The sequence below is a fragment of the Serratia proteamaculans genome, from assembly GCF_013337185.1.
Taxonomy (GTDB): Bacteria; Pseudomonadota; Gammaproteobacteria; order Enterobacterales; family Enterobacteriaceae; genus Serratia; species Serratia proteamaculans_D.
The window spans coordinates 600,769-625,838 of sequence record NZ_SWDE01000002.1 but is presented as its reverse complement, the minus strand read 5'-3'; the positions used below and the strand labels follow the sequence as shown (position 1 = coordinate 625,838).

At 54.2% G+C, this 25,070-nt stretch carries 24 protein-coding genes and 1 tRNA gene; 11 read left to right on the top strand and 14 right to left on the bottom strand.

What is annotated here, in order from left to right; translation table 11 throughout:
• Positions 1-57: 57 nt before the first annotated feature.
• Positions 58-1,047 (bottom strand): L-glyceraldehyde 3-phosphate reductase, encoded by a 990-nt coding sequence (mgrA, locus tag FCL49_RS13170; RefSeq protein WP_174353933.1) that lies wholly within the window; start codon positions 1,045-1,047, stop codon positions 58-60.
• A gap of 248 nt (positions 1,048-1,295) precedes the next feature.
• Between mgrA and FCL49_RS13165 the strand changes: the two genes are divergently transcribed.
• The gene (locus FCL49_RS13165) at positions 1,296-2,957 is read left to right on the top strand and encodes an alpha-keto acid decarboxylase family protein (protein ID WP_174353932.1); all 1,662 of its coding nucleotides are present in this window, start codon (positions 1,296-1,298) and stop codon (positions 2,955-2,957) included.
• On the opposite strand, the gene FCL49_RS13160 is transcribed toward FCL49_RS13165, so the two are convergent.
• A complete protein-coding gene (locus FCL49_RS13160) occupies positions 2,933-3,823 on the bottom strand; it encodes a LysR family transcriptional regulator (protein WP_174353931.1) in 891 nt (296 codons plus the stop codon). The genes FCL49_RS13165 and FCL49_RS13160 overlap by 25 nt on opposite strands.
• A gap of 100 nt (positions 3,824-3,923) precedes the next feature.
• Here FCL49_RS13160 and FCL49_RS13155 point away from each other — a divergent pair, with 100 nt between their 5' ends.
• Both FCL49_RS13155 and FCL49_RS13150 read left to right on the top strand, forming a co-directional pair.
• Positions 3,924-4,376, top strand: a complete 453-nt coding sequence (locus FCL49_RS13155) for a multidrug/biocide efflux PACE transporter (RefSeq protein ID WP_012146123.1) — start codon at positions 3,924-3,926, stop codon at positions 4,374-4,376.
• A gap of 66 nt (positions 4,377-4,442) precedes the next feature.
• A complete protein-coding gene (locus tag FCL49_RS13150) occupies positions 4,443-5,135 on the top strand; it encodes an aspartate/glutamate racemase family protein (RefSeq protein ID WP_174353930.1) in 693 nt (230 codons plus the stop codon).
• Here the strand turns inward: FCL49_RS13150 and FCL49_RS13145 are convergent.
• Positions 5,132-6,379 carry an ion channel protein gene (locus tag FCL49_RS13145; RefSeq protein ID WP_174354003.1) on the bottom strand — a complete coding sequence of 416 codons (1,248 nt, stop codon included), beginning with the start codon at positions 6,377-6,379 and terminating at the stop codon, positions 5,132-5,134. The two genes, FCL49_RS13150 and FCL49_RS13145, sit on opposite strands and share 4 nt — an antisense overlap.
• Before the next feature lie 340 nt (positions 6,380-6,719).
• Here FCL49_RS13145 and glk point away from each other — a divergent pair, with 340 nt between their 5' ends.
• A complete protein-coding gene (glk, locus tag FCL49_RS13140; protein ID WP_174354002.1) occupies positions 6,720-7,685 on the top strand; it encodes a glucokinase in 966 nt (321 codons plus the stop codon).
• Between the two features lie 63 nt (positions 7,686-7,748).
• On the opposite strand, the gene FCL49_RS13135 is transcribed toward glk, so the two are convergent.
• A complete protein-coding gene (locus tag FCL49_RS13135; protein ID WP_174353929.1) occupies positions 7,749-8,975 on the bottom strand; it encodes an L-lactate MFS transporter in 1,227 nt (408 codons plus the stop codon).
• Positions 8,976-9,372: 397 nt separating this feature from the next.
• Between FCL49_RS13135 and FCL49_RS13130 the strand changes: the two genes are divergently transcribed.
• On the top strand, positions 9,373-9,720 hold the full coding sequence (locus FCL49_RS13130) for a DUF2502 domain-containing protein (protein WP_174353928.1): 348 nt from the start codon (positions 9,373-9,375) through the stop codon (positions 9,718-9,720).
• A gap of 10 nt (positions 9,721-9,730) precedes the next feature.
• Here the strand turns inward: FCL49_RS13130 and FCL49_RS13125 are convergent, their stop codons facing one another.
• The 3 genes from FCL49_RS13125 to FCL49_RS13115 form a co-directional block, all read right to left on the bottom strand.
• On the bottom strand, positions 9,731-10,465 hold the full coding sequence (locus FCL49_RS13125; protein WP_135317431.1) for a LytR/AlgR family response regulator transcription factor: 735 nt from the start codon (positions 10,463-10,465) through the stop codon (positions 9,731-9,733).
• Positions 10,462-12,153 carry a sensor histidine kinase gene (locus FCL49_RS13120; protein WP_217434430.1) on the bottom strand — a complete coding sequence of 564 codons (1,692 nt, stop codon included), beginning with the start codon at positions 12,151-12,153 and terminating at the stop codon, positions 10,462-10,464. Before FCL49_RS13120 ends, FCL49_RS13125 begins: the two co-directional genes overlap by 4 nt.
• A gap of 109 nt (positions 12,154-12,262) precedes the next feature.
• Positions 12,263-13,507 (bottom strand): DUF1479 domain-containing protein, encoded by a 1,245-nt coding sequence (locus tag FCL49_RS13115; protein ID WP_174353926.1) that lies wholly within the window; start codon positions 13,505-13,507, stop codon positions 12,263-12,265.
• A 188-nt stretch (positions 13,508-13,695) separates the two neighbouring features.
• Here FCL49_RS13115 and FCL49_RS13110 point away from each other — a divergent pair, with 188 nt between their 5' ends.
• From FCL49_RS13110 to FCL49_RS13100, 3 genes are all read left to right on the top strand, one after another.
• On the top strand, positions 13,696-14,235 hold the full coding sequence (locus FCL49_RS13110) for a GNAT family N-acetyltransferase (protein ID WP_174353925.1): 540 nt from the start codon (positions 13,696-13,698) through the stop codon (positions 14,233-14,235).
• 121 nt (positions 14,236-14,356) lie between these two features.
• A complete protein-coding gene (gene alaC, locus FCL49_RS13105) occupies positions 14,357-15,577 on the top strand; it encodes an alanine transaminase (RefSeq protein ID WP_174353924.1) in 1,221 nt (406 codons plus the stop codon).
• A 111-nt stretch (positions 15,578-15,688) separates the two neighbouring features.
• Positions 15,689-16,213: a cytochrome b gene (locus FCL49_RS13100; RefSeq protein ID WP_174353923.1), complete on the top strand. Its 525-nt coding sequence runs from the start codon at positions 15,689-15,691 to the stop codon at positions 16,211-16,213.
• A 78-nt stretch (positions 16,214-16,291) separates the two neighbouring features.
• Here FCL49_RS13100 and ypdK read toward each other — a convergent pair whose 3' ends face one another.
• A complete protein-coding gene (ypdK, locus tag FCL49_RS13095; RefSeq protein WP_112349011.1) occupies positions 16,292-16,366 on the bottom strand; it encodes a membrane protein YpdK in 75 nt (24 codons plus the stop codon).
• A gap of 557 nt (positions 16,367-16,923) precedes the next feature.
• Positions 16,924-17,364 carry a hypothetical protein gene (locus tag FCL49_RS13090; RefSeq protein WP_174353922.1) on the bottom strand — a complete coding sequence of 147 codons (441 nt, stop codon included), beginning with the start codon at positions 17,362-17,364 and terminating at the stop codon, positions 16,924-16,926.
• A gap of 288 nt (positions 17,365-17,652) precedes the next feature.
• Between FCL49_RS13090 and mltB the strand changes: the two genes are divergently transcribed.
• A complete protein-coding gene (gene mltB, locus FCL49_RS13085; protein ID WP_135317425.1) occupies positions 17,653-18,738 on the top strand; it encodes a lytic murein transglycosylase B in 1,086 nt (361 codons plus the stop codon).
• Between the two features lie 56 nt (positions 18,739-18,794).
• Here mltB and FCL49_RS13080 read toward each other — a convergent pair whose 3' ends face one another.
• On the bottom strand, positions 18,795-19,946 hold the full coding sequence (locus tag FCL49_RS13080) for a porin (RefSeq protein WP_174353921.1): 1,152 nt from the start codon (positions 19,944-19,946) through the stop codon (positions 18,795-18,797).
• 423 nt (positions 19,947-20,369) lie between these two features.
• Between FCL49_RS13080 and FCL49_RS13075 the strand changes: the two genes are divergently transcribed.
• Together FCL49_RS13075 and FCL49_RS13070 are read left to right on the top strand one after the other, a co-directional pair.
• Positions 20,370-20,660, top strand: a complete 291-nt coding sequence (locus FCL49_RS13075) for a hypothetical protein (RefSeq protein WP_174353920.1) — start codon at positions 20,370-20,372, stop codon at positions 20,658-20,660.
• Positions 20,661-20,752: 92 nt separating this feature from the next.
• Positions 20,753-21,676: a DMT family transporter gene (locus FCL49_RS13070; RefSeq protein ID WP_174353919.1), complete on the top strand. Its 924-nt coding sequence runs from the start codon at positions 20,753-20,755 to the stop codon at positions 21,674-21,676.
• A 337-nt stretch (positions 21,677-22,013) separates the two neighbouring features.
• Here the strand turns inward: FCL49_RS13070 and dsdC are convergent, their stop codons facing one another.
• The 4 genes from dsdC to FCL49_RS13050 form a co-directional block, all read right to left on the bottom strand.
• A complete protein-coding gene (gene dsdC, locus FCL49_RS13065) occupies positions 22,014-22,943 on the bottom strand; it encodes a DNA-binding transcriptional regulator DsdC (protein ID WP_174353918.1) in 930 nt (309 codons plus the stop codon).
• 185 nt (positions 22,944-23,128) lie between these two features.
• Positions 23,129-23,668: a DUF2058 domain-containing protein gene (locus FCL49_RS13060; protein WP_174353917.1), complete on the bottom strand. Its 540-nt coding sequence runs from the start codon at positions 23,666-23,668 to the stop codon at positions 23,129-23,131.
• A gap of 187 nt (positions 23,669-23,855) precedes the next feature.
• Positions 23,856-23,930 (bottom strand) — tRNA-Arg (locus FCL49_RS13055).
• Between the two features lie 129 nt (positions 23,931-24,059).
• Positions 24,060-24,989, bottom strand: coding sequence for a formate/nitrite transporter family protein (locus tag FCL49_RS13050; RefSeq protein WP_174353916.1), 930 nt, complete (start codon positions 24,987-24,989; stop codon positions 24,060-24,062).
• Positions 24,990-25,070: the final 81 nt, after the last annotated feature.

Below are 25,070 nucleotides of genomic sequence, written 5' to 3'. Positions count from 1 at the left end.
TTTGTCTGGCGTAAAGAGGGTATCGCCGGTGGGGAAACCGGCGATAATTGTAATCGATTACATTAATATTTGTTCGATCTGAGCTATTTCGTCATCGCTGAAGCTGCGATTAGCCAACATGCCGACGGCATCTTCAATCTGGCCGGTCTTGCTGGCACCGATCAGTACAGAAGTGACGCGGTCGCCACGTAATACCCAGGCCAGCGCCATTTGCGACAGCTTTTGCCCACGCTGTTGCGCCAGTGCATTGAGCCGGCGCACCTTATCCAACTTATCGTCGGTGAGCTGGCCGGGCTGCAGGAATTGGCTGCTGCTGGCGGCACGCGAATCTTGCGGGATCCCCTGCAGATAGCGATCGGTCAGCAGGCCTCCGGCCAGCGGTGAGAAGGCGATGGAGCCTACGCCATGCTCTTCCAGAGTGTCCAGTAGTTCTGGCTCAACCCAACGTTCGAACATTGAGTATTTCGGCTGGTGGATCACGCACGGCGTGCCGAGTTTTTGCAGAATATCAAACGCCTGGCGCGCACGGTCGGCCGGGTAATTGGACAGCCCGACGTACAGCGCCTTGCCCTGACGCACCAGCAAATCCAGCGCCGCCATGGTTTCTTCCAGCGGTGTATCCGGATCCGGGCGGTGGTGGTAGAAGATGTCCACATAGTCCAGCCTCATGCGCTGCAGGCTTTGATCCAGGCTGGCGACCAGATATTTTTTCGATCCCCAGTCGCCATAAGGGCCTGGCCACATGGTGTAACCGGCTTTCGAAGCGATGATCAGCTCATCGCGCCAGGGCTTCAGGTCTGCGCTGAGAATACGGCCGAAGTTTTGCTCGGCGGAACCGGGCGGTGGGCCATAGTTGTTGGCCAGGTCAAAATGAGTGATCCCACGGTCGAACGCGCAGTGGATCAATTTACGCGCATTGTCATACAGCGTGGTGTCGCCAAAGTTATGCCATAGGCCAAGTGAAATGGCCGGCAGTTTCAGGCCGCTACGGCCGCAGCGGCGATATTCCATATTTTGGTAACGTGAAGAATCAGCCTGGTAGAGCATAGGAACCCTTTTCAGCGGAGGTGAAATGAATTTTAGTGTATGCGTTTTCACAAGGATTGTCAGAGTCCCCGATCACGCTTAATCGCCACAGCGTTATCATTCTGACTAATGAAGTATTTCTCCTGCCTGCCAATAGGGCATGGGTGTAACGCTGGGTTGCCAAGCGCTTTTTAGATATAAAGCTCGAAATTTGTCCATCACCTTCGATACTTAATATTAACAATCTCAGGGGCTGGCAGGTGATGATCATGAATAAGACCTATAGAGTGGCTGATTACCTACTCGATCGTTTGGCTCAGATCGGCATCCGGCATTTCTTTGGCGTACCCGGTGACTACAACCTGCAGTTTCTCGATCATGTCATCAGTCATCCGCAAATTACCTGGGTAGGCTGCGCGAATGAACTTAATGCCGCCTATGCCGCAGATGGTTATGCACGTTGTAAACCGGCCGCCGCTTTACTGACCACCTTTGGCGTAGGCGAACTGAGCGCGCTCAATGGTATCGCCGGCAGCTATGCCGAATATCTGCCGGTGATCCACGTGGTGGGTGCCCCAACGTTACGCGCGCAGCGGGCCGGTGATTTGCTGCACCACTCGCTAGGGGACGGTGACTTTGGTCACTTTGCCCGTATGGCGAAAGAGGTGACCGTCGCGCAGGCCAGCCTGACCCCCGACAACGCCGAGGCGGAAATCGACCGTCTGCTGACCATCGCGCTGTTTGAACACCGCCCGGTCTATATAGTGTTACCCAGTGAGGTGGCGGAAGCCCCTCTAACCTCCCGGCCTGCGCCGCTGGTGCTACGCCAGGCGCACCTTTCCCAGGCGTCACTGCAAGCCTTTATCGCTGCCGCGCGAGAAATGCTGTTACCGGCCAGGCGGGTTTCGCTGCTGGCGGATTTTTTGGCGGAACGTTTTGGGGCGGAAAAAGTGCTGGGACAGTGGATGAATGAGGTCGATATACCACATTCAACCATGCTGCTGGGCAAGAGCGTATTGGATGAAACCCATGCCTGCTTTACCGGCACCTACGCCGGGGCCGCCAGCGATCCACAGGTGAAGCAACTGATTGAAGGGGCCGATGTGGTGATTAACGTCGGCGTGCGCTTTACCGATACCATTACCGCTGGCTTCAGCCATCATCTGCCTGCAGAAAAATGCATTGATCTTCAGCCGTTTGAAGCGCGGGTAGGGCAGCAGGTCTTCAGCCAAATCCCGTTGCGTGACGCGGTAATAGCACTGCATCAGTTGACGTTGTCGTTGGCAAAACAATGGCCAGTACCGGCCATTCAGCGCCCGACGTTGCCGGACTCGAGCGGCAGCGGCCTGGATCAGCACGGCTTTTGGCAACAGATACAGGACTTTCTGCGCCCAGGCGATATTTTGATCGCCGAACAGGGCACCGCCTGCTTTGGTGCGGCGGCGCTTGGCCTGCCGCAAGGCTGCCGGTTTATCGTCCAGTCGCTGTGGGGCTCCATCGGTTATACGTTGCCGGCGGCGTTCGGGGCACAGACGGCGGAACCGGATCGGCGGGTGGTATTGTTGATCGGCGATGGTTCTGCTCAGCTCACGGCGCAGGAACTGGGGTCGATGCTGCGTGATGGGCAAAAGCCGGTGATCTTCCTGCTGAATAATGAGGGTTATACCGTTGAACGGGCCATTCACGGCCCGCAACAGCGTTACAACGATATCGCCCAGTGGAACTGGACGCAGTTACCGCAGGCGCTGGCGGGCGAGCATCAGGTGAAAACGCTGCGGGTCGCCGATCCGCAACAGTTGCGTCAGGCGCTGAAAGAAGTGGGCGACAGCCCGCAACTGGCCTTTGTGGAAGTGATGCTACCGAAGATGGACATTCCCGAACTGCTCGATAGCGTTTCACGTGCTATTCACTCGCGTAACGCAGCAGCCTGATCCGCCGCGTTCTCCAGCAGGCGTTCCAGCAACCAATACCCCGCCGGTCCCGGCGGGGTCAGTTTCGACCATACCGCATCCACTGAAATCAGCTTAGGCCAGCCGCGGGGCTTGAGCTCGGTCAACTTGTCATGGCCGTATTGTTTCACCAGCCAGTGGGGTAACGCGGCCCAACCCACCCCTTGCTCCGCCATTTCCAACAGCATCAGGTAACTGGGGGCCGACCACACCCGGCCCTGAGGACGGGAGGCACCGCTGCCGGTGTAGGTGTTCAGATAGAGTTGGCGGGTGCTGGCCAGTTGCTCCGGCGTCGGGGCGGGTGTCTGAGCCAGCGGGTGCGAGTGGGTGACGAACAGCCCCATTTCCGTTTGTTCCGGCAGGCGTGCAAAGCCGATGTCCGGCGGATAGCTGGCCTGAACCTCCACCATACCCAGATGCGCGCGGCCGCTTTGCAAGAGATCCAATACGTCGCCGTCTTCGGCGATCATGCACTCCAGCTCGATATCCTGATAGCGTTGTTCAAAGTGCTGCATCAGGCGATCGTGGTGGGTGGGCTGATAGGTATCGGAAAATACGATGGTCAGGCGAGGTTCGATATTATCTGCCAGCCGAATGCTCAGCGCGTCGAGACGTTCGCTGGCCGTGAGGATCTCCTGCACATGGCCCAGCACTTTGTGCCCGGCGGCGGTTAATACCGGCTGGCGCGCCTGGCGATCAAACAGGATCAGCCCGAGGTCAGCCTCCAGGTTGGCGATCGCGGTACTGACGGTGGACTGGCTTTTACGCAGTTTGCGCGCAGCGGCAGAGAAAGAACCGAGGGCGGCAGCCTCAACAAACGCCTGTAGGGCTTCAGGAGAATAGCGCATGATGTATCTACTTTATCGATGGAACCTATTTTTAATCTACCCAAAAAATCGATGATAATCACCTCAGTTTATTAGCCATACAGTAAAAAACAGGTGATTTATGCAACTGCAAAACAAGTCTTTCATTGAACGTATCGTCCACGCCGTCGGTTTCGAAGCCATCGCAGTGATGATCTGTGCCCCGCTGGGTGCGTGGTTGCTAAACCGTTCGATGGTACAGGTCGGTGCGTTGGCGGTGATGTTGTCCACCGTCGCCATGGTATGGAACATGGTTTATAACACCGTTTTTGACCGCCTGTGGCCAGTGGGCCGCGTGGTGCGTAATCTTAAGGTGCGGGTGTTTCATGCGCTGGGTTTTGAGGCCGGGTTTGTGTTGATCGGCGTGCCGATTGCCGCCTGGATGCTGAGCATCTCTTTTGTGCAGGCGTTTATGCTGGAACTTGGTTTCTTCCTGTTCTTCCTGCCGTACACCATGTTCTATAACTGGGCGTACGATACCCTGCGTCAGCGCTGGTTCGAGGCGCGCCAGCCGGTCAATTCCTCGGCCAAATAAGGCGTCGTCATCACTGCGATTCTCAGGTAATGTCGAATAATTGCAGCAATGACGGAGGAGCGAACGATGAAAGTGTTGGGCCTGCTGGGCGGCATGAGTTGGGAATCAACCATCCCTTATTACCGCATGATCAATGAACAGGTGAAAGAACGCCTTGGTGGCCTGCATTCGGCCAAAATTGTGCTCTACAGCGTTGATTTTCACGAGGTGGAGCGCCTGCAGCATCAGGGCGACTGGGACGGTGCGGGGCGTTTGTTGGCTGCGGCGGCGGCATCGCTACGTGCCGCCGGCGCGCAGGCCATCGTCATTTGTACCAACACCATGCACAAGGTGGCGGATGCGGTAGAACAGGCCAGCGGCTTGCCGCTGATCCATATCGCCGACGCCACGGCATTGCAGGTGCGCCAACAGGACATCCGACGCGTCGGGCTACTCGGCACGCGTTTTACCATGGAGCAGGAGTTTTACCGTGGACGCTTGCAGGAAAAATACGGCATTGAAGTGGTGACCCCGGTGGCGGCCGATCGCGACATTGTGCACCGTATCATTTATGAAGAGCTGTGCCTGGGGAAAATCCGCGATGCGTCGCGCGATGAATACCGCCGTATTATCGGCAGCCTGGAACAGCAGGGGGCGCAAGGCATCATTTTCGGCTGCACCGAGATTGGCCTGCTGGTCGGCGCGCAGGATGCGTCAGTGCCGGTCTTCGACACCACCGCTATCCATGCGCGCGCCGCAGCGGAATACGCGCTCGCTTAATCGTCCTGTGCAGAGCGGCGCTTGCCCACCAGCATCAGCGGTTTGCCCGCCAGCACCAGCCAGGCGGGCAACATCACCACACAGAGTATGGGCAGCAGGTGCAGTTCCGGCACCACGGCAACGGCCATAAACAGGCTGAGCCAGCCGTCACGCGTGACCACCAACACCAACCCCATAATGGCACAGGAAACGGTAATCGCCGCCGGTACCGCCGGAACATGCTGATGCAGCATCAGGCCCAGTGCCACCCCGACAAATACGGCCGGGAAGATGCGCCCGCCACGAAAGCCGCTGGCGGCAGCAATCACCAGCGCTGCCAGCTTGGTCAGTGTAATCAGCAGTAGCTCCGTGACAGAAAAATTCTCGCCTATCGCCAACTGCTTCATTTCATCGAGCCCTTTAAACAGGGTGATGTCACCACCGATTAATGCCAGCAACCCAAGCAAAAACCCGCCCAATCCCAGCATCAGCACCGGATTTTTTATCGAGTGGAACAGACGGTGGGCGTGCGGAAAGCTCCATAGCGCCACCATGCCCAGCGCGATGGCGATCAGGGCGACGATGGAACCACTGAAAATATCCGTCAGCCGGGTGACGGTGTAGGGATCAAGCTGCAGGGCAAAGTTCGGCGTGAAAAATAGCTGTGTCGTGACCGCACCGGCCGCCGCCGCCATTAACGGGGCAAATAGCCGATCCCACAGCGGCACGTCATTATTGCCTGCCAGGGTTTGTGAAAAGATCAGCGCAGCGGCAACCGGAGTACCGAACAGTGCGCCGATGGTGCCGGCCGCGGCCAGAATAATCCAGTCCATGCGGGGGACTTTCGGTAGCAGGCGCGAACCTATTGCCACCACCAGCGCAATATTGATGGCGGTGATTGGGTTTTCCGGCCCCAGACTGACGCCCCCCACCAGGCCAAGGATCAGTGCCAGCGTAAGACCGGGCAGCGCCGAAAGCGGCAGCGGCATACCGATCAAGGACTCAGTGGCCGGATCGGGCCCTGCATGGCCAGGCATATAGCGGATTATCAGCCCAACGGCGACACCGGTCAGCGTCAGAATGCCGATCAGCCACCAGGGTGAATGGGTATCGATATTCATCGCCGCAGGAATATTCACCCAAAGCAACCGCTGCAGCGCATCGGCGAACTTCATCACCAGAATAAGCACCAGGCTTGAGGCCGAACCGATAACGAGAGCGGGCAGAGCGAAAGCCAACATGGCATTGGCGCGCGGGTGCAGCATGCAGGGATCCCTTATCAATGGCCCTGGATGGCAGGCCGAACGGGTGATGGTGGTGGCCACAGCTTGCCAGACAATCGGCACGCTGGCACGCAATGATATTTCCGGCCGGGCGTGGAGGCCGCAGCCGGTTAATAGTGCCTTTCTGTCATGACGGTTAACAGTGACCATGGCGCGTTTTTTGCCGCAATTTGTTTCAGATGGGGCTGAAAAGGGTTGGCTGAAACGTTTTTTGTGATCCGGATCGCTAATGGATAGTGGCGCAGAGGATGGTGATTGTTGTTTTTGCAGCGGGATTTTACAGTGTGGGCAGCTTTCTATTATTCATTTCGCGGAGAAGATACTGATGACTTATGCCCTCGTAGGTGATGTAGGCGGCACCAATGCCCGCCTGGCGTTGTGCACTGTGGCGACGGGTGAAATTACCCAGGCGAAAACCTATTCCGGCCTGGAGTTTGACAGCCTGGAGGCGGTAATCCGCCAATATTTAAAAGATCAGGATATCCAGGTGCAGGACGCCTGTATTGCCATTGCCTGTCCGGTCACTGAAGACTGGGTGGCGATGACCAACCATACCTGGGCGTTTTCGATTAAACAGATGCAGGCCAGTCTGGGGCTGAGCCATCTGGAAGTGATCAACGACTTTACCGCCGTTTCGATGGCGATCCCGATGCTGTCGCAAGACGATGTATTGCAGTTCGGCGGTGGCAGCGCGCAGAAAGACAAACCTATTGCGGTGTATGGCGCCGGGACCGGTTTGGGAGTGGCACATCTGGTGCACGTTAATCGTCGCTGGGTGAGTCTGCCGGGCGAGGGCGGCCATGTTGATTTCGCACCGAACAGTGAGGAGGAAGATATCATTCTGGAGGTGTTACGCGCTGAAGTGGGCCATGTGTCTGCCGAGCGCGTGCTGTCCGGGCCGGGGTTGGTCAATCTTTACCGCGCTATCGTCAAGTCCGATAACCGCCTGCCGGAAAAGCTGGAGCCGAAGGACATTACCGAGCGCGCACTGGCCGACAGCTGCATCGACTGTCGCCGCGCCCTGTCGCTGTTCTGCGTTATTTTGGGGCGCTTCGGCGGCAACCTGGCGCTCAACCTCGGCACCTTTGGCGGCGTTTACATCGCCGGTGGCATAGTGCCGCGCTTTATGGAGTTCTTCAAAGCCTCCGGTTTCCGTGCGGCGTTCGAGGATAAAGGGCGCTTCAAGGATTACGTGCACGACATTCCGGTATTTATGATCACCCATGGGCAACCCGGTTTGCTGGGTGCCGGCGCTCACCTGCGCCAGACGCTGGGTATGCATTTGTAATCATCGCAGCAATAAAAAAAGGGGCGCAACCGTTAAGTTGCGCCCCTTTTAGCGTTTAAGACGTTAGGCTTTTGCCAGATCCGCCTGAGAGAAGTGTTCTTCTTCCGGCGCTACCGCTTTCGGTGCCTTGATGAACAGGGTGATTATCAGGGAGGCCACTGACAGCACGCCAATCACGATGAAGGTTGCATGGAAGCCGCCAAAGTATTTGGCGACAAACGAACCGGCCAGTGCGCCCAGACCGAAGCCCTGATAGATGATGCCGTAGTTTTTGCTGTGGTTTTTCAGGCCGAAGAAGTCACCGACAATCGCTGGGAATACGGTGATGTTGCCACCGAAGCAGAAGGCGACGGCACCGACGCAGATGAAGAACAAAGTATGGTTCAGGGTCAGGAAGCTCAGCGCCACAATCGCCAGTACGGTAACCAGCATGGTGAAGCTGATGACGCGCATGCGGCCCACTTTATCGGAGAGCGTACCCAGAATGATACGGCCCGCGGTGTTGAAGATAGCGACGGCGGAAACGGTGTTGGCGGCGGTAGCCAGGTCCATCCCTGCCAGTTGTACGCCCATGTCTTTCACGATGCCAATCAGATACAGACCACTCATACAAGCTGCGAAGAAGATGATGAACAACAGGTAAGCTTCTTTGGTTGCCAGCATCTGGCGGACGCTGTAGTCATTGCCCAGGCCGCTGGTCCCTTGCTGTGCAGACTGGCTCACCAGTACCGGCTCTTTCAACAGCAGAGAACCCAGCACAATCAGCGCCATCACAATGGCACCCCAGTAGAAGAAGGCAGAGGACACACCAACGTCGGCAATCAGCGCGGCGTTAACGTATTTGAACAACAGGCTACCGCTACCGAAAGCCCCGACCGAGATACCGGAGATCAGCCCTTTGTTGGCCGGGAACCATTTGATCAGGTTGGACAAGGTAGAGATATAAGCGATACCGACCGCGAAACCGACCACGACCCCGGCCAGCAGATAAACCATATTCAGTGAGCTGACGTAGGCGCTGGCAATCAGGCCCAGACCCACCAGGATACCGGCGCACAGGGTCAGGTTACGGATCCCGAAGCGTTCCTGCAGTTTGCCGGCAAATAAAGTGGCGAAGGCCAGGAAGAAGCTGGTGATGGAGAAGGTGGTGGCGACGTCAGCGAGGCCCCAGTGGAACTTGTCGACCAACGGCTGGTTGAACAGGCTCCAGGTATAGATAGTACCGAGACCCATCTGGCAGATGATGGTCCCCAGAACGATTAAGCTGCGATTTGCCGGTTTGGTGTTCATGGCCGGGCTCCTTCCTGTGTGTGCGTTGCCGGGCGTTAGCCGTTGGCTGAAATTTGCGGGCGCTGTCTGGAACCCCGCGGTATGGGCATATTATATGGCTGGCAGTCCCCCCCGGCGGCGGATCGGGAATGAGTTGCACAAGGGAAGGAATGAAATGCATCTACCGCGGTATGAGATGTCGTTTTAAGGCTTAAAAGGGGATGAAATGCAGCGGGCGGCGCGTGATCTAAATCAAGAATGTTAGCGATTTATCGCCATTGCCCCGCCGGGGATTGTGGTTGAATTGTGAAGGATGTGGGTGAAATTGGTAAATGGGCATTGTTCCTATAGAGCGGCGGTGGGCGCAGATCTATGTTATCTGCGAACGGACGGGTTCCGCTCTGCAGGAGTCGTTGAGATGAAAAAAATACTGTTGTTATTGGTTGCGTTGCTGTCACTGCCATTGGTGAGCCACGCGGACGTATCGATTGGCGTAAATGTACCGGGCCTTTCATTACACATTGGCGACCGCGATGATCGTGGTCATTATTGGGACGGTGGTCGCTGGCGCGATCCGCGCTGGTGGTCCGAACACCGGGGCTATGAATATCGGGGTTATGAACGCCCGCGCGGTTATTACTATGGCCCGCCGCCACGGGTGATTTATTACGGCCCGCCACGACATGAATGGCGTGATCGCCCTCATTACCGCATGCCGCCACCGCCACCACCGGGCTATTACTACCGCCCAGGGCCACGCTGGTAACGGCTGGCGATTATAAACGCATCAGTTTGCGAAACTCTTTCACCTTGCTGCGGCTGACCGGCACTTCAAAATCCAGATCGCTCAGCCGCAGAATATAGGTGTTGTTGAACCAGGGCACTATCTCGCGGATTTTAGACAGATTGACGCAATAGGAACGGTGGCAGCGGAAGAAGTGCTCTTCAGGCAGGCGACCGTAAAATTCGGTCAGGTTCATCGGCATCACAAACTCTTCGCGTCGGGTATACACCCGCGTCACTTTCTCATCGGCAGCGGCATAGTAAATGTCATTGATGTCGGTAACGATGATGCGCTCGTCTTTAATCAGGTTAATGCTGTGGCTGCTGCGATTCGGTGCGCTGGCCTGTTCCGGTAACGTGGCGGGGCGGTTATGCAGCGCCTCCAGCTTCTGCAGCATGGTGACGATACGCGCTTCGTGATAGGGCTTGAGGATATAGTCAAAGGCTTCGATTTCGAATGCTTCCACCGCATGCTCTTTATAGGCGGTGATGAACACAATAGAAGGACGGTGCGCGAATTTGCTGATGTTCTGCGCCAGCAGTACCCCGTCCAGCGACGGAATATTGATATCGAGAAAAATGGCGTCAACCTGATGGGTTTGCAGGTATTTCAGCACGTCAAGCCCGTCCTCGAAGGTGGCTTCGATCACGATATTGCTGTGTTTTTTAATCAGATAGCTGAGTTCTTCCTGCGCGAGGAATTCGTCTTCAACGATGATGGCTTTCATGATGGCTCCCCGCCAGGCAATCTGCTGTTTTCCACCGGCAGTTTGCCGCCATTTTTGCTGATGTAAAAGGCAATTTCGGTGCCCGGCTCCAGGCGACGGATGCGTAGCCCTTCGCCGTACAGCAGAGACACCCGGTGATGCACGTTCAGCAGACCGATGTTGTGCCCCGGCATCTCATTGCGGGACACGCGTTCGATGACCTGTGGGTCGATGCCGTGGCCGGTATCTTTGACTGAAATCCTGACCCGGTCACCCTGATCTTTCACCGCAATCACCACCACGCCTTTGCCTTTACAGGGTTGGATGCCGTGCACGATGGCGTTTTCCACCAGTGGCTGGATCAGCAGGCTGGGGATGCGTACCGAAATATCGTCATCGATATCATAAATCACCGTCAGCTTGGCGCCGAAGCGCGCCTGTTCGATGGCAATATAATCCTGGATTTGGTGCAACTCCTTGCGGATGTCGATGAACTCGTCATTCAGCTCCAGGTTATAGCGCAGGTAGCGTGACAGGTTGATAATCAGTTGGCGTGCGGTGTCCGGATTGGTACGGATCGAGGACGAAATGGCGTTAAGCGCGTTGAACAGGAAGTGCGGGTTGATCTTGCTTTGCAGGGCGCGCATTTCCGCTTTGTCTGCCATCTGGCGCAGATGCTCAATGCGCGAAACTTCCATTTGGGTGGAGATAATTTGCGACAGGCCAACCGCCATCACTTTCAGCGTATTGGTGATCTGATGGGCGTGGCAGTAATAAATTTTCAGCGCGCCGGTCACTTCACCTTTCTCCCACAGCGGGATCACCAATTGCGAGTGGATCTGCGGCGTGGCCGGGTTTTCCAGATTGTTTTTGATAATGATTTTGCCGTGCCGGATGCTTTCACGGGTCACGCGACTCAGGCCTTCGCGGCCAATCGGATAGGCTTCTTCACCCACCCCGACATAGGCCAGCACCTGATGGGTATCGGTGATGGCTACCGCATCGGCCTGAATGTCCTGGCGAATAATGTCGCAGATGGTGGCCAGCGTTTCACTGTTGATATTGCGAAAGTAAGGCAGCGTTTTACGGGCAATATCCAGCGCCAGCTTGGCCTGACGGGCCGCGATCACTTCTTTTTCGTCTTCCACGCTCTGCACCAGCAGCACGATCAGGCCAATACATACCGTACCGAGGATCATCGGCAGGGCAATTTTGGAGACGATATCCAGCCCCAGCTCAGTCGGCTTGGCCCACAGGACGATCAGCAGCATGGTCAGGCATTCGCACAGCATGCCGCCGATGATCCCGGCACGCCAGCGCTGCTCTTTCTTCACCTTCAGGTTGATATACCCGGCACCGATCCCGGCAATGATACTGGTGATCAGACAGGGAACCGAGGTAATGCCATCGATATCTATCAGGTAGCGATGCACCCCGGCAATGATGCCGGTAATGATCCCCACCCAGGGGCCGAACAGAATGCCGCCGGCCATGATGGCGATCACCCGTACGTTGACCAGTGAACCTTCAACGTTAACGCCGGAATAGGTGCTGAACAGGGCAAACAGCGAGAAGATGGCGGTGACCATGGCCAACTCCAGCGGCGTATGGTCTTCTTTTTGCAGCAGCTGGCGGAACAACCGGGTGCGGGTGAGGAAAAACAGACAGATCAACATCAACGCGGCGCGATCAAATACCGCTAACAGCATTTCAAAAAAGGGGTGCACGGCGGGCTCTCGCTGCGGCGGAAAGATACCGGGAGTATATCACAGCGAGTTAACCCCGTGACGGCCAGGCGGCGCGCCACGGGGCTACGTATTATTGAATGCCCAACTGTTCCTTGCCGAGCGGGGTCAGCAGGTCAACCGTGGCCCGGCCGATGAAGTCCACTTCGAAATCATCAGGGGCGAAATCCGGCGGTGTTTTGCCAGCGATAAAGCTCGGCAGCTGACGTTGCAGGTAAGCATCGTTTTTCTCGCAGCCCGGCGCGGCAGCGATGTACATGACGTTGCTGTCGAATTCGCCGTTATGCTCATTTTCCACCGCGTGGATCACGTCGCAATGCCAGAAAACCGTGTCGCCCGGCTCTAAATCGGGAATAGGGGAAATCCCACTGATTAAAAGGGGATGCCATTTTTCGGAGATCGAAAGTGCCCGACCCGGCGCGGCATCGCACAGGTCATCATCGGCGACGTCATCCTGCAGCGCACGCAGCAGCACATAGGCCATGGCGTTGGCCACCGGCACCAGGTTCAGCGTGCCGGCATTGGTGCGCTGCGGCGTCAGCGCCGTCCAGCCCTGGAAGGTACGGAACATCGAGCAAACCGCCGGTGAAGCGATTTCACGCACTTCAGTGCGGCCGTCGGCGGCGAACGGATCATAATCCTGCCAGTTGCCGGAGAACACGTGGCGATAGACATAGCGGAAGTTCTCATCCAGCCAGCGCTCAATGGTGCCGCTGTCTACGTGTGGCGACAGGCCCAGCGAAGAGGAGTTCGGCGGACGGCGACGGGTGCGGTCGGCATAGGTGGCGACGCGCGTCGGGTCAAAATGCTGTTTGCCGTTGCTTTCGGTTTCCCACAGGCTGTTAAGAAATACCTGTACCGCGTGCATTCTGGCGTCCTGGCGGGCTTCCACCTGCGGTTTTGACCAGTAAATGCCGTAGATTTGTGGTTTGCTGGCGGCCAGCTTGCCGAAGTAATTGTCTTCGGCGGCCCCTTTCAGACGTTCGACGAAGTTGTTGCGGTCAAGATAGTCGCCGATCTCCCGGTTCCAGGCATCAGCCTTGGCGCGGGGGAACACGCCACGGATGGCGCAGGCACCGCGCTGTTTGATCAGCGCTTTCTGCTGCTCGCTGACGCGCTGCTGCAGAATATCTTCGGCATCGACCTGCGGCACCGGATTTTGACCGGCGGCCAGCTCCTGGCGGATTCGTTCGACCTGCTGACGGATGTTGTCTTCCAGCGCCAGGAAGGTCTCTCGGTAATTCGGTAATGCCTGGCGCAGTTGTTGTTTGACGGTTTTAATTGCACCTGGAATATCGTCAATCTGTAAGGAAGCCATGGTGTTCTCCTCGCGCTGCGGATGGGCAACGACGGACGGTTGTAGGGGACCGGGTTAGGCGTTATGGTTTTGTTGTTTTGACGTTAATGATTATCTGGATTTAATAGAGGAAAATAAAGGGATATCTTTCATTCGTAACTTCCTCATTTTCGTTTTTCGGAAATTCCCGTTTTTAGGAGACAGAAGCAATGAAGTTGGTCACTGAGCGTTTGACCCTGGAGTCGTTGACAGCCGACGACTGGCCGCTGTTTTTAAGCCTGTATCAGGATCCTGATGTGATCCGTTACATCTCCGACCCGTACAGCGAGGAGGGTATTCTCAGTCGTTTCGAGGCCCGTCTGCCAACCTGGGACAAGCATTTGGATCAATGGCTGTGCCTGGTGTTGCGCGAGAAAGAAAGCGGAGCAGTGGCTGGCATGACCGGTTTTCGTCCGATGTGGCAGCCTCATCAACAGGCGGAAGTGGGTTACGCCTTGCTGCCGTCCGCGCAAGGTAAGGGCTATGGCAAGGAATCACTGCGTGCAGTGCTGGACTTTGGCTTTAACGCCTGCGGTTTCCATAAGCTGACCGCTACGGTGACGGCTGGCAATATCGCTTCGCGTCGGCTGCTGGAGTCCTGTGGTTTTCTGCTGGAAGGTACGCTGCGCGATAACTATCGGCTGGCGGGGCAGTGGCGTGATGACTGGCAGTTCGGGCTCTTGGCGAGGGAATTTAAGGCCGGGGAATAAAAAAGTTATCCTGGCTATCGACAAGCCTGCCGAGGCTGGGATATGTTCAATATCCGGTCAATCTTTAGGTTGGCCAGCGTCGCTCGGATGGTCCGGGCGCTAACGTTTCCTCGAGGTATCTATGGCTGATAAAAGTCCGCAACGCCGTTTCACGCGTATTGAACGTCTTCCCCCTTACGTATTCAACATCACCGCCGAACTCAAGATGGCTGCGCGCCGTCGCGGTGAGGATATTATCGATTTCAGCATGGGTAACCCCGACGGGCCAACCCCGCCGCACATTGTGGAAAAGCTTTGTACCGTTGCCCAACGCGACGATACCCATGGCTACTCCACTTCGCGGGGGATCCCGCGTTTGCGCCGTGCTATTTCACGCTGGTATGCCGATCGCTACCAGGTGGAGATCGATCCTGAAAGCGAAGCCATTGTTACCATAGGTTCAAAAGAAGGGCTGGCACACCTGATGCTGGCGACGCTCGACCACGGTGATACCGTGTTGGTACCGAATCCGAGTTACCCGATCCACATTTACGGTGCGGTGATTGCCGGTGCTCAGGTGCGTTCGGTACCGCTGGTCGAAGGAGTGGATTTCTTTGGTGAGCTGGAGCGCGCCATTCGTGAAACCATTCCACGCCCGAAAATGATGATCCTCGGCTTCCCGTCAAACCCGACCGCCCAGTGCGTAGAGCTGGACTTCTTTGAACGCGTGGTCGCGCTGGCCAAACAGTACGACGTGCTGGTAGTTCACGATCTGGCCTATGCCGATATCGTCTATGACGGCTGGAAGGCGCCGTCGATTATGCAGGTACCCGGCGCCAAGGATATCGCGGTGGAGTTTTTCACCCTGTCGAAAAGCTACAATATGGCGGGCTGGCGTATCGGCTTTATGGTCGGTAACCCGGAGCTGGTCAACGCGCTGGCACGGATTAAGAGTTATCACGATTACGGTACTTTCACCCCGTTGCAGGTGGCTGCCATCGCCGCGTTGGAAGGCGATCAGCAATGCGTGCGGGATATTGCGGAACAGTACCGTCAGCGCCGCAATGTCCTGGTGAAAGGGCTGCATGAAGCGGGCTGGATGGTGGAAAACCCGAAAGCGGCGATGTACGTCTGGGCCAAAATTCCCGAGCCTTATGCGCATCTCGGTTCGCTGGAGTTTGCCAAACGTCTGTTGGCGGAAGCCAAGGTGTGCGTATCGCCAGGCATCGGCTTTGGTGACTATGGTGATACCCACGTGCGTTTCGCGCTGATAGAAAATCAGGATCGCATCCGTCAGGCGGTGCGCGGCATCAAAGCCATGTTCCGGGCTGATGGGTTGCTCAAACCGAGCACCACCAAATAATCGCTTCAGGCCGGCGCATTCGCACCGGCCTTTTTTCTCGCCGCTAAGGTTTTCTTCATCATTTACCCACTATGATCCAATAAGATTTTCTTTATTTATCAGGATGAGTGTATGGGTAACCGCTATGCAAAATCACAAATTGTGCTGCACTGGCTGACGCTACTGATGGTGATCCTCACCTATGCGGCGATGCTGTTAAAGGATTCGGTGCCAGATGACCTGGCATCGCTGGTAAAAAATCTGCATTTTAATTTTGGCCTTGCGGTCTTTTTGCTGATGTTCATCCGGCTGGGGTTACGTCGGCGACATGGCACGCCGGCCACCACACCGCCGCTTGAAGAATGGCAGGAATGGGGCGCCAAAATTTTCCACTGGTTGCTGTATCTGTTGTTCCTGGCTTTACCAGTGCTGGGGGTGTTGACGCTGGCTTACGGCGGGAAGGAGTGGGTGCTACTGGGGTGGCAGGTACCGCAGTGGATAACACCGGATCCGGTGATGCGGCGTCTGATCAAAACGACTCACGAAACGCTGGCCAACGTTGGCTATTTTATCATTGGCGCACATACGCTGGCGGCGCTCTACCATCATTATCTGCGCAAGGATGACACCTTACGCCGCATGATGCCGGGGAAATAGCCCCCTTCAGAAACAACAAAGGGGCGCTATGCGCCCCTTTATCTATATTCCCGATCTTTATTCCCGGTTATGCCTTGGTTATGCAACCATCAGCATAAAGGTGCCAATCCATGTAACCAACATGAATGAAACGCCAAATACGAAATATTTCACTGAACAACTCCCGTCTGGAGTCCCTCGCAAGCCAATGATCCCGATTGTTGTGCTGAGTATTTTGTGGGTAGTCGGTGGCGGAGAGGCGGATCCTTCAATAGGAAGAACAACGTCCTTGACCACAGATTACCCGGTTGTCGTGCTTCAAAGTCCGTGAGGTAAAACATGAACCACGACAGGATCGGCGTTAATGTACTCCCAATATCAGCCTGATTACAATACTGTGTTTTTGATCACACTTTTTGACGGTTTATTAACCAGCGCTGACTGTTTTTTAACGATTTTTATTTCGCTTTTTATTGAGTAAAAATAGAAATAGCCCGCTTCAGCGGGCTTTATTATTATGTTTGCTGTGATGTTATGAAAGGGATCAGGCGACGGCGCTGGCGCCGGTCAGCAGGATGGCCCAGAAGACAAGGCAAGACAGCAGAATTACGGCCCAGATATTGCGGCGACTCCACTCCATTTTTAGCCTTCACTTTTTGCTCTAGATGATTCGGTAATGAACACATCGGCGAACAATGGAGAAAATTTAGCCCCCGAGAAAAATATTTTTATTATTGCTGGCGGATCTCTGCTACCGAGGTTTGTACCTCATACCCCAACAGGTAAAGAGCCTGCTCCAACGCTTCTACCTTGGAGGCATAGGCCACATCCAACAGGCGGTCCATTTGGCCGGCGTTAAAGCCCAGTTTGCGCGCCAGGCTGGCTTTCGAAGTGGTACTGGCCAGCATAATGTTATGCAACTCGAGCTTGAGTTTAACCAGCACCGGCAGGTGGATCGCCAGCTCATCAGGCAGGGCACGAGAAGGGGCAGGTACCGGGCGGCCTTCTTCCATTTCCAGCGCGATGGCAATCAGCAGGCTTTCCTGTGCTTCCAGCTCGATGTCCTCGCGTTTATAGCAGGCGGCCTGCTGCTGAGGAAAATCACGAAACTGAATCTGCCAGGCGTCGCTTTCGTTATCAAAGGCGTAGTGGGCGGGATAGTGGCAAGACATGGTATTTCCTGTTTGGGCCGGAAGTGGTGCGGCATTGTGACCGCTTGGCCCGCAGATAGCCAGTGTTGCACCGGGTGAGATGATAGTTGTTCTCATTGGCCTCAGGTATGGGTTGCCGTTGGAGCAGTTACTTACCCTAAGTCATTCTTTGTTTCTGTGCTTCTCATCACGTTTTTTAGAGTTTTGGCTTGTGGCGGTGTGATCGGCGACATAATCCAGTTTGTTCGTACCTGACAATGGATTAACATAACCCACACTTATCACTGGCCTGGCTTATATGGATATCCGATGCGTCATTTAGTTGTTCTTCTCCCTCTGCTTACCTTACTCACTGCCTGTAGCAGCGGGCCGAAGTCGACCCCAGCCACGCCTCAGGACAACACCGTGAAAGGCGGTTTTCTGCTGACACCAGCGCATTCCGGCCAGCCGCTGGGGGGCGATTTTGCCAATAACCCGAACACCGCTCGTTTTATCGATAAAATGGTGCAGGAACACGGTTTCGATCGCCAGCAGTTGCATGACGTGCTGGCCCAGGCCAGGCGGTTAGACTCTGTACTGCGGCTGATGGATCGTCAGGCGCCGACGCCAACTACCCAGGCACCGTCCGGCCCTAATGGTTCCTGGCTGCGTTACCGCAATAAGTTTATTACGCCGGATAACGTGCAAAACGGCGTGCAGTTCTGGAATCAGTATCAGGACGCGCTGCAGCGTGCTTATCAGGTCTACGGTGTGCCGCCAGAGATTATTGTCGGCATTATCGGCGTTGAAACCCGGTGGGGCCGCGTAATGGGTAAAACCCGCATTATCGATGCGCTGTCTACCCTGGCGTTCGACTATCCGCGCCGTGCCGATTACTTTGCCGGCGAGTTGGAAACCTTCCTGTTGATGTCACGTACCGAAGGGGATGATCCGCTGGAGCTGCGTGGTTCCTTTGCCGGCGCTATGGGTTACGGTCAGTTTATGCCTTCCTCGTTCAAGAGTTACGCAGTTGACTTCAACGGTGACGGCCACGTAAACCTGTGGGATCCGGTGGATGCCATCGGCAGCGTTGCCAACTACTTTAAAGCACATGGCTGGACCAGGGGTGAACCTGTGGCCGTGCCGGCCAGCGGCCAGGCACCGGGACTGGAAAATGGCTTTAAAACCCGCTATTCGGTTGCCAGCTTGTCGGAAGCTGGGCTGACGCCGCAAGGGTCGCTTGGTGGTAATCAGGAAGCCAGCCTGCTGCGCCTGGATATGGGGACCAGCTACCAGTATTGGTACGGTTTACCCAACTTCTACACCATTACCCGCTACAACCACAGTACCCATTATGCGATGGCAGTGTGGCAGTTGGGTGAAGCGGTGGGGCGTTCGGCCCGCGGCGGATTCTGATGTCGTGTTATTAATGGAAAAGGCCGCAGAAGCGGCCTTTTTTACGTCGCTAACGATTAGAAATCGTAACGCAGACGCACCAGCGTCATATCGCCCAGGTTGTCGGTGCTTGACGTCAACACGTGTTCCACATCGACGCGGAAACCGTAATCAAACTGCACGGTCACACCCAGGCCGTTATCAATACGCTGATAGTCACGGCCACTGACGTACTGCAAGCGGTCGCCCATAAAGTACGGCATCACGGATTTCACCGCATATTGCCCTACCGGCACGGTGTAACCGGCCAGATATTCAATACCCCAGGCGTCACCGGCGAAGTAGTCGTTAACGTTGGCTTTTTTGGTGGTCAGGAAGTTGTTGTACCAGCCGCCGCCGAAGGTCAGCGTCCAGTTATCCGGTTTCCAACTCAGCGCGGTACCCAGGATGTTCTGGTCATAATCTTTCGTAGCCTGGGTAGCAGGGTCACGCATCTCGGCGCGGGTATAGTTCCACGCGGTGCCCCAGGTCAGGTCCGGCGTCAGGTGGTAATCCATACCTAATGAACCGCCGCCCTCGCGCTTGTAGCGCAGGCCATTCCCCGGCAGGTATTCGTTATCGCTGAACAGGTAAGAGGCATACACATCCGCATCGCCGAAGGTATTTTTGTACTTCAGCATTTTACGTGAACGGTAAGAACCGTCGTAATCCCCGTTGATGCCGTTGCCCGGAGCCTGGGCCAGCATGTCGTAATCCCAGATATCGGTTTTGGCGCCCACCACGTCGTAGTACACGCTGTTTTGTTGGCCAAAGGTCAATTGTCCCCAGGTTTTGCTTTTCAAACCGGTGTACAGCATGCGGCGGCTGGTGTTGTTGGCGCCCTCTGCATAGTGGTTATCCCAGTTGAACAGCGCCGGGATATTCACCCCCAGCTCGTAGTAGCTGATCCAGCTAATGTCGTCGAACAGGTAGTAGTCGGCGGCGAAGCGGAAGCGGGTGCCGCCGTCAAAACCGTTACGTTTGTAAGAGCCTTTATCACCATCGCCGGTCATATTGTTGAACTGCGGACGGATGCTGCCGCCGACGGTAAAATTAAGACGGCTCAGCGGGTCGCCCGCCTGTGGATCCTGCTTAAGCAGGGTGATTTCAGCCTGAGCGGCGAAAGAAGCACTGCCAACTACCAATCCCAGAGCAATTGCCTGGGTTAATGCGCGCAATTTGTATGTCATTTTTTATCCCTGTGTGTACTTGCCGACCTCACTGAACCTTCTGGCATCAGTGATTTGCTCAGGAAATTTTCTGAGCGTTTTCATTGCTTCTAGCGTGGGTAAAGCGAAACGCATATGTAACACAATGTGCGTCACAAAAAGTTACTTTTCCTGCTAATTATTGGTTTTTCTTGTAACTTTCAGCAGGGGAGTGCCGCGGTGCCGCCAGGCGGTGGAAAAAACTTAACTTAAAGGCGCAGCAATGACGATCATGCTCGGATGAATTCAGCTAACACGAAGGTTTATATTTTTCACTTGTCAGTGAAGGGTATATATCGTGTAATTTCATCGCGCAGAAAAATATTTAAATAAACGGATATGACGTCATTGGCTATGGTGATATCTGCAAAATGGATAAGGCTAATAAGAGGCACGGAGATTGCTATGAAAAAGTGTTTAATGTTGATTGTCGGTCTTTTGCCATTATCCTTGATGGCGGCTGAGTCGCATGTTTGTCATTCACAAGCTTATGATTATGCAAGTATTGGCAAGCTTAGACTGAGTGATGACACCCTCTTTACCTGCCGTGATATTGGGCGCGTCACCATCCCTGAGTTGGCCAAGCGCGGCTGGAAGGTGACCCATGTAGCACAACAAACGGAATATACCGGTGAAGTCGACAGTGATAATGAAGTCATCAAGATGTATCAGGAAATAGTGGTTTATAAAAACTAATCTTTATATTTCTCTCGGATTTCCCCATCACCAATTTTATTTTTCGGTGAGGGAAAAGTGTATTTTTATTTAAGCGATTTGCGGGAGGCGTGATGAGTGCCAGAAGCAACATAGATAGCAGAGCTGCCGCCGCGATGATGATGATATGCGCCATTTGGGGGCTGCAGCAGGTGGCGATCAAGGCCGCCGAACCGGACATTTCTGCGGTACTGCAAATCGCCATTCGATCGGGCATTGCCGCTTTGGCGGTTTACCTCCTGGCGCGTTACCGCCGCGAAAAGTTCGTATTTGATCGCCCCACGCTGTTGGCTGGTCTGTGCGTAGGTTGTTTATTCGCATTGGAATTCTTTTTCGTTTCCGAAGGGTTGCGCTATACCAGCGCATCGCATATGGCAGTCTTTTTGTATACTGCCCCCTTATTTTCCGCCATCGGGCTGCATTTTGTTATCCGGCATGAGCGATTGTCGTTGATACAGTGGATCGGTATTACCATCGCCTTTGGCGGCGTGGTGCTCGCCATCTCCGGCATGAGTGACAGTTCGGGCGCAGAGAACCCGTTGCGTGGCGATATTTACGGGCTGTTGGCGGGAATGTCATGGGGCGGCTCGACCATTGTCATTCGTACTACCGGGTTGGCAAACTGCTCATCAAAACAAACATTATTGTTTCAGCTCTCGGGAGCCTGCATTTTGCTATCTCTGCTGGCGATAACTACGGAGAGCGTTCATTTCAACCTGACTACAGTGGCCTGGACCAGCCTGATATTCCAAACGCTGGTGGTTTCTTTTATCAGCTATTTAATCTGGTTTTCTCTGCTGCGCAACTATCAGGCGTCCTCGTTGGGCATTTTGACCTTTATGACGCCCATTTTTGGTATTTTAGCCGGCGTGGTGATATTGGGTGAACCGTTGCAGATTGAGTTTATATTGGGTTCTATCCTGATCGTTTTAGGCTTGATTGTCGTGAGTTGTTCTTATTTGTTTTATCTCAATAGAGGGATTGTACCTAAAATATAAATTATGGATGTAGATGTTAATACCTATCAAATAATCTGTGAAAGTCAATTTACCCTTACCATGCAAATATCGAAATATGCCTGGGGTTATCCCTTGATTACACTCAGTGATAATGGCGATTTTTTCGTGGTGAAAAGTACCCAGCGTGGGCGGTTATCTAACCAGACGCCGGTTGAGATAATAAAATTCGCTAATCACGCTACGGTAGTGTGGGATAACAGCCGCAAACATATTTATTATTCCAAAGATGGACAGTTGTACAGCTGCGCCCTTGAATTTTCTTATAGCCCAAAGAAGTGGTAATCATTTTTAAACAACCAGCCCAAGCCTCTGGCTATCAGACCAGAGGCTCTATTTTCATCATCCACTGCTTGAATGCGATAATCTTTGGCCACTGACGTTCGGATATGGTCGAAACAAAATAACAGTGTTCGCAGGGCAAAATCATATCGGTAAAGGGGATAATCAGCTCGCCGCTTTTGATCCAGTCTTGCACCAGATTGAGTCGGCCCATGGCGACGCCAAGATGCTGGGTCGCCGCCAGCACCGCCAAATCAGAGCGATCGAACTCCATGCTTTTGCTGTCGGTATCCAGCCCTAAATCAAAATGTTGTGCCCAGGTCAGCCATTCGTCTTCACCCGAGTTATACCGGTCATGCAACAGGGTGCAGTGCGTCAGGTTTTCAGGGGCATTGTAGAGATCATGCGTTTTGGCGTATTGCGCAGTGCAGATAGGCACCATGGACTCCGACATAAAGGTTTCGTCCAGCTGCTTGCCTGACGGCAGACGGCCAAAGTACAGCGCCAAATCAACGCCCCGGTTGGCCAGATTGATATTTTCCTGCCCGGTGAGAATGTTCAAATGAATGGTGGGATATTGAGCAATAAACTCGCCGATGCGCGGAATCAACAAGCATTGGACGATGGAGGGGTGGGAATAAATAGTCAGGGTGCCCGTCAGCTCACGGTTTTTAATATCAAGAATTTCCTGCGTCAGGGCCTCGAAGGAGTTGCTTAACGACCATTGCATCCGCTCACCTTCCGGCGTGAGCGTAATTCTGCGGTGAAAACGCTGGAATAAAAGAAACCCCAACTCTTTTTCAAGTAGATTAATTCTGTGGCTTACGGCGCTGGGAGTAATTGACAGTTCATCTGCCGCCAATGAAAAAGATAGATGACGGGCGACGCATTCAAAGGTATGCAATCGTGAAAATTGATAGCTGGTCAGCGGGTTGGCCCGTTGAGAATGCTTTTTGCTGGGGAACATGCTATTACTCCATTCGCGAGGTGGAGCAATAATAACATTTTAGTTAATGAAACTAAAACGCGATTTATTCTTAAGTGGCCGGGGTAATATTTTTTATTGAGGTAGGGCAATGGTTGCAACCCATTGCCCTAAAATAATATGCCGTGATATACGGCAGGAGTGTGATAGCAATACGTTCTTTTTCTTTACCACATCAAATCATCAGGAACAACAAAGTCGGCATAAGGATCTTCTTCGTCTTGTGCCTCCTGGCTAAGAGCCGCATTTAACACAATACTGCTCGCATCTCGTTGCGCAATTTTATCGGCGACGACCGCAGGTATAATAGCGTATTCGTTATCAACCCCATTATCCGCAAGCAGACGCGCAATGGCGAGGCGGCCATTAATTAACTGAGTCTGAGTGGTTTTATCGACATTGATATTTTTAATTAAATTGTTGTCTGTGAAGTTATAGCTGATACTTCCCTTTGAAATAACGATCCTGTTCATTTCAATGAGCTGTTTTACCTGAGCTTTATATTCTTTAGACAAAGCTGCTTGCTTTTGTTGCTCACTCAGTTGCTTATCACGTTCGATTTGTGCCTTTTTATTGACCTCGACCGCCTCTCTGGCCTCACGAGCCTGAACGCGCGATTTCTTAGCGGTTTTTTGCACTTTCGCCAGTTTCTTACTGTTGACCAATCCGGCTTTAAGCATCTGCTCTTGTAATGTTAGTTTTGTCATGTTCGTTTCTAAAATCGAGTAAATAGTATCTGCGATTATACCTTTAATCCTGGAAGCTGTGCCAGATTGTGGGCAGTGCTCACGCATTGTGCTGATAACAAGGGAAGTCTTTAGGTGACGAAAATGGCTTGATGCCTTGTATGACGTGGTTTTCGCGGATTTTGATAGCGGTGAGTCGATAGGCTTATGGTGTCCCCGACTGGAATCGAACCAGTAACTAGCCCTTAGGAGGGGCTTGTTATATCCGTTTAACTACGGGGACGCTGCGGGCTGGCAACCTGAGGCTGCCGGGGCAGTATACCTTTTTTTACCCGCAGAATAAGCGCTTAGCGGTGCGTTTGCTCATTCCCTCGCCAATATGCGCTGATTTTCGCGTGCGCGCTGACCGCGATCACGGTTTTCTCGCCCTGGCGGTCTGTTTTTCTGCCTCCAGCCGCGCCGCTTTGTTTTTATCGCTCATATCATTGCGGATCTGCGCATGGCTGATTAACGCAAAGATAAAGGTGCCGCCGATAATGTTGCCGGCCAGCGTTGGAATGGCGAACGGATAGAAAAAATCTTGCCAGGGGATCACACCGCTAAACACCAGATAAAGGATCTCTACCGATCCGACCACGATATGGGTCAGGTCACAGATCGCCACCAGATAGGTCATCAGGACGATCACCCAAATCTTGGCGGCCCCGGCGGAAGGGAACATCCACACCATGGTGGCGATGATCCAGCCGGCCAAAATACCGTTGGCGAACATTTCTGACGGTGAGTTTTGCATCACTTCTTCCGACAGGCTAACGAAGGCACTGCGAGTGTTTTCATCAAAAATCGGCATGTGAATAAACGCCAGCGACACCAGCCCGGTGCCAATCAGGTTGCCCAGCAGCACCACACCCCACAGGCGAAACAGGATGATAAAATTTCTCGGCGTCGGTTTGTGCATAATAGGTAACACGGCGGTCACGGTGTTTTCGGTAAACAGCTGCTGGCGGGCCATAATCACGATGATAAAGCCAAAGGTGTAGCCAATATTCTCGATAAAAAAGCGGCTGGGCTCGTCCGGCAAACGGGCGTGAAAAATCCCCTTGGCCATCAGTGAGGCCCCCATCGACAGCCCGGCGGCCACCGCTGACCACAGCAATGCCAGCCAGTCACGCTCCAGCTCTTTCTCACCCTCCATGCGGATCTGCTCATGCACCGCCGCTGCGCGTGAGGGCAGGTTCTGTTCCTTTACCTCGATTTCGCTCTTGCCCTGTTCATGCTCTTTACTCTCCACCTGCAGATGTTCATCGGTATCCGTCTTCGGGCGCTGTTGTGAGTCGCTCATGATCTGCTTTCTCCTTAAACTGCTGCCGGGGTCACGGATTAAGCATAGCTGGCCCACCGGCAGGCCGAAAGCCAGGTCGCA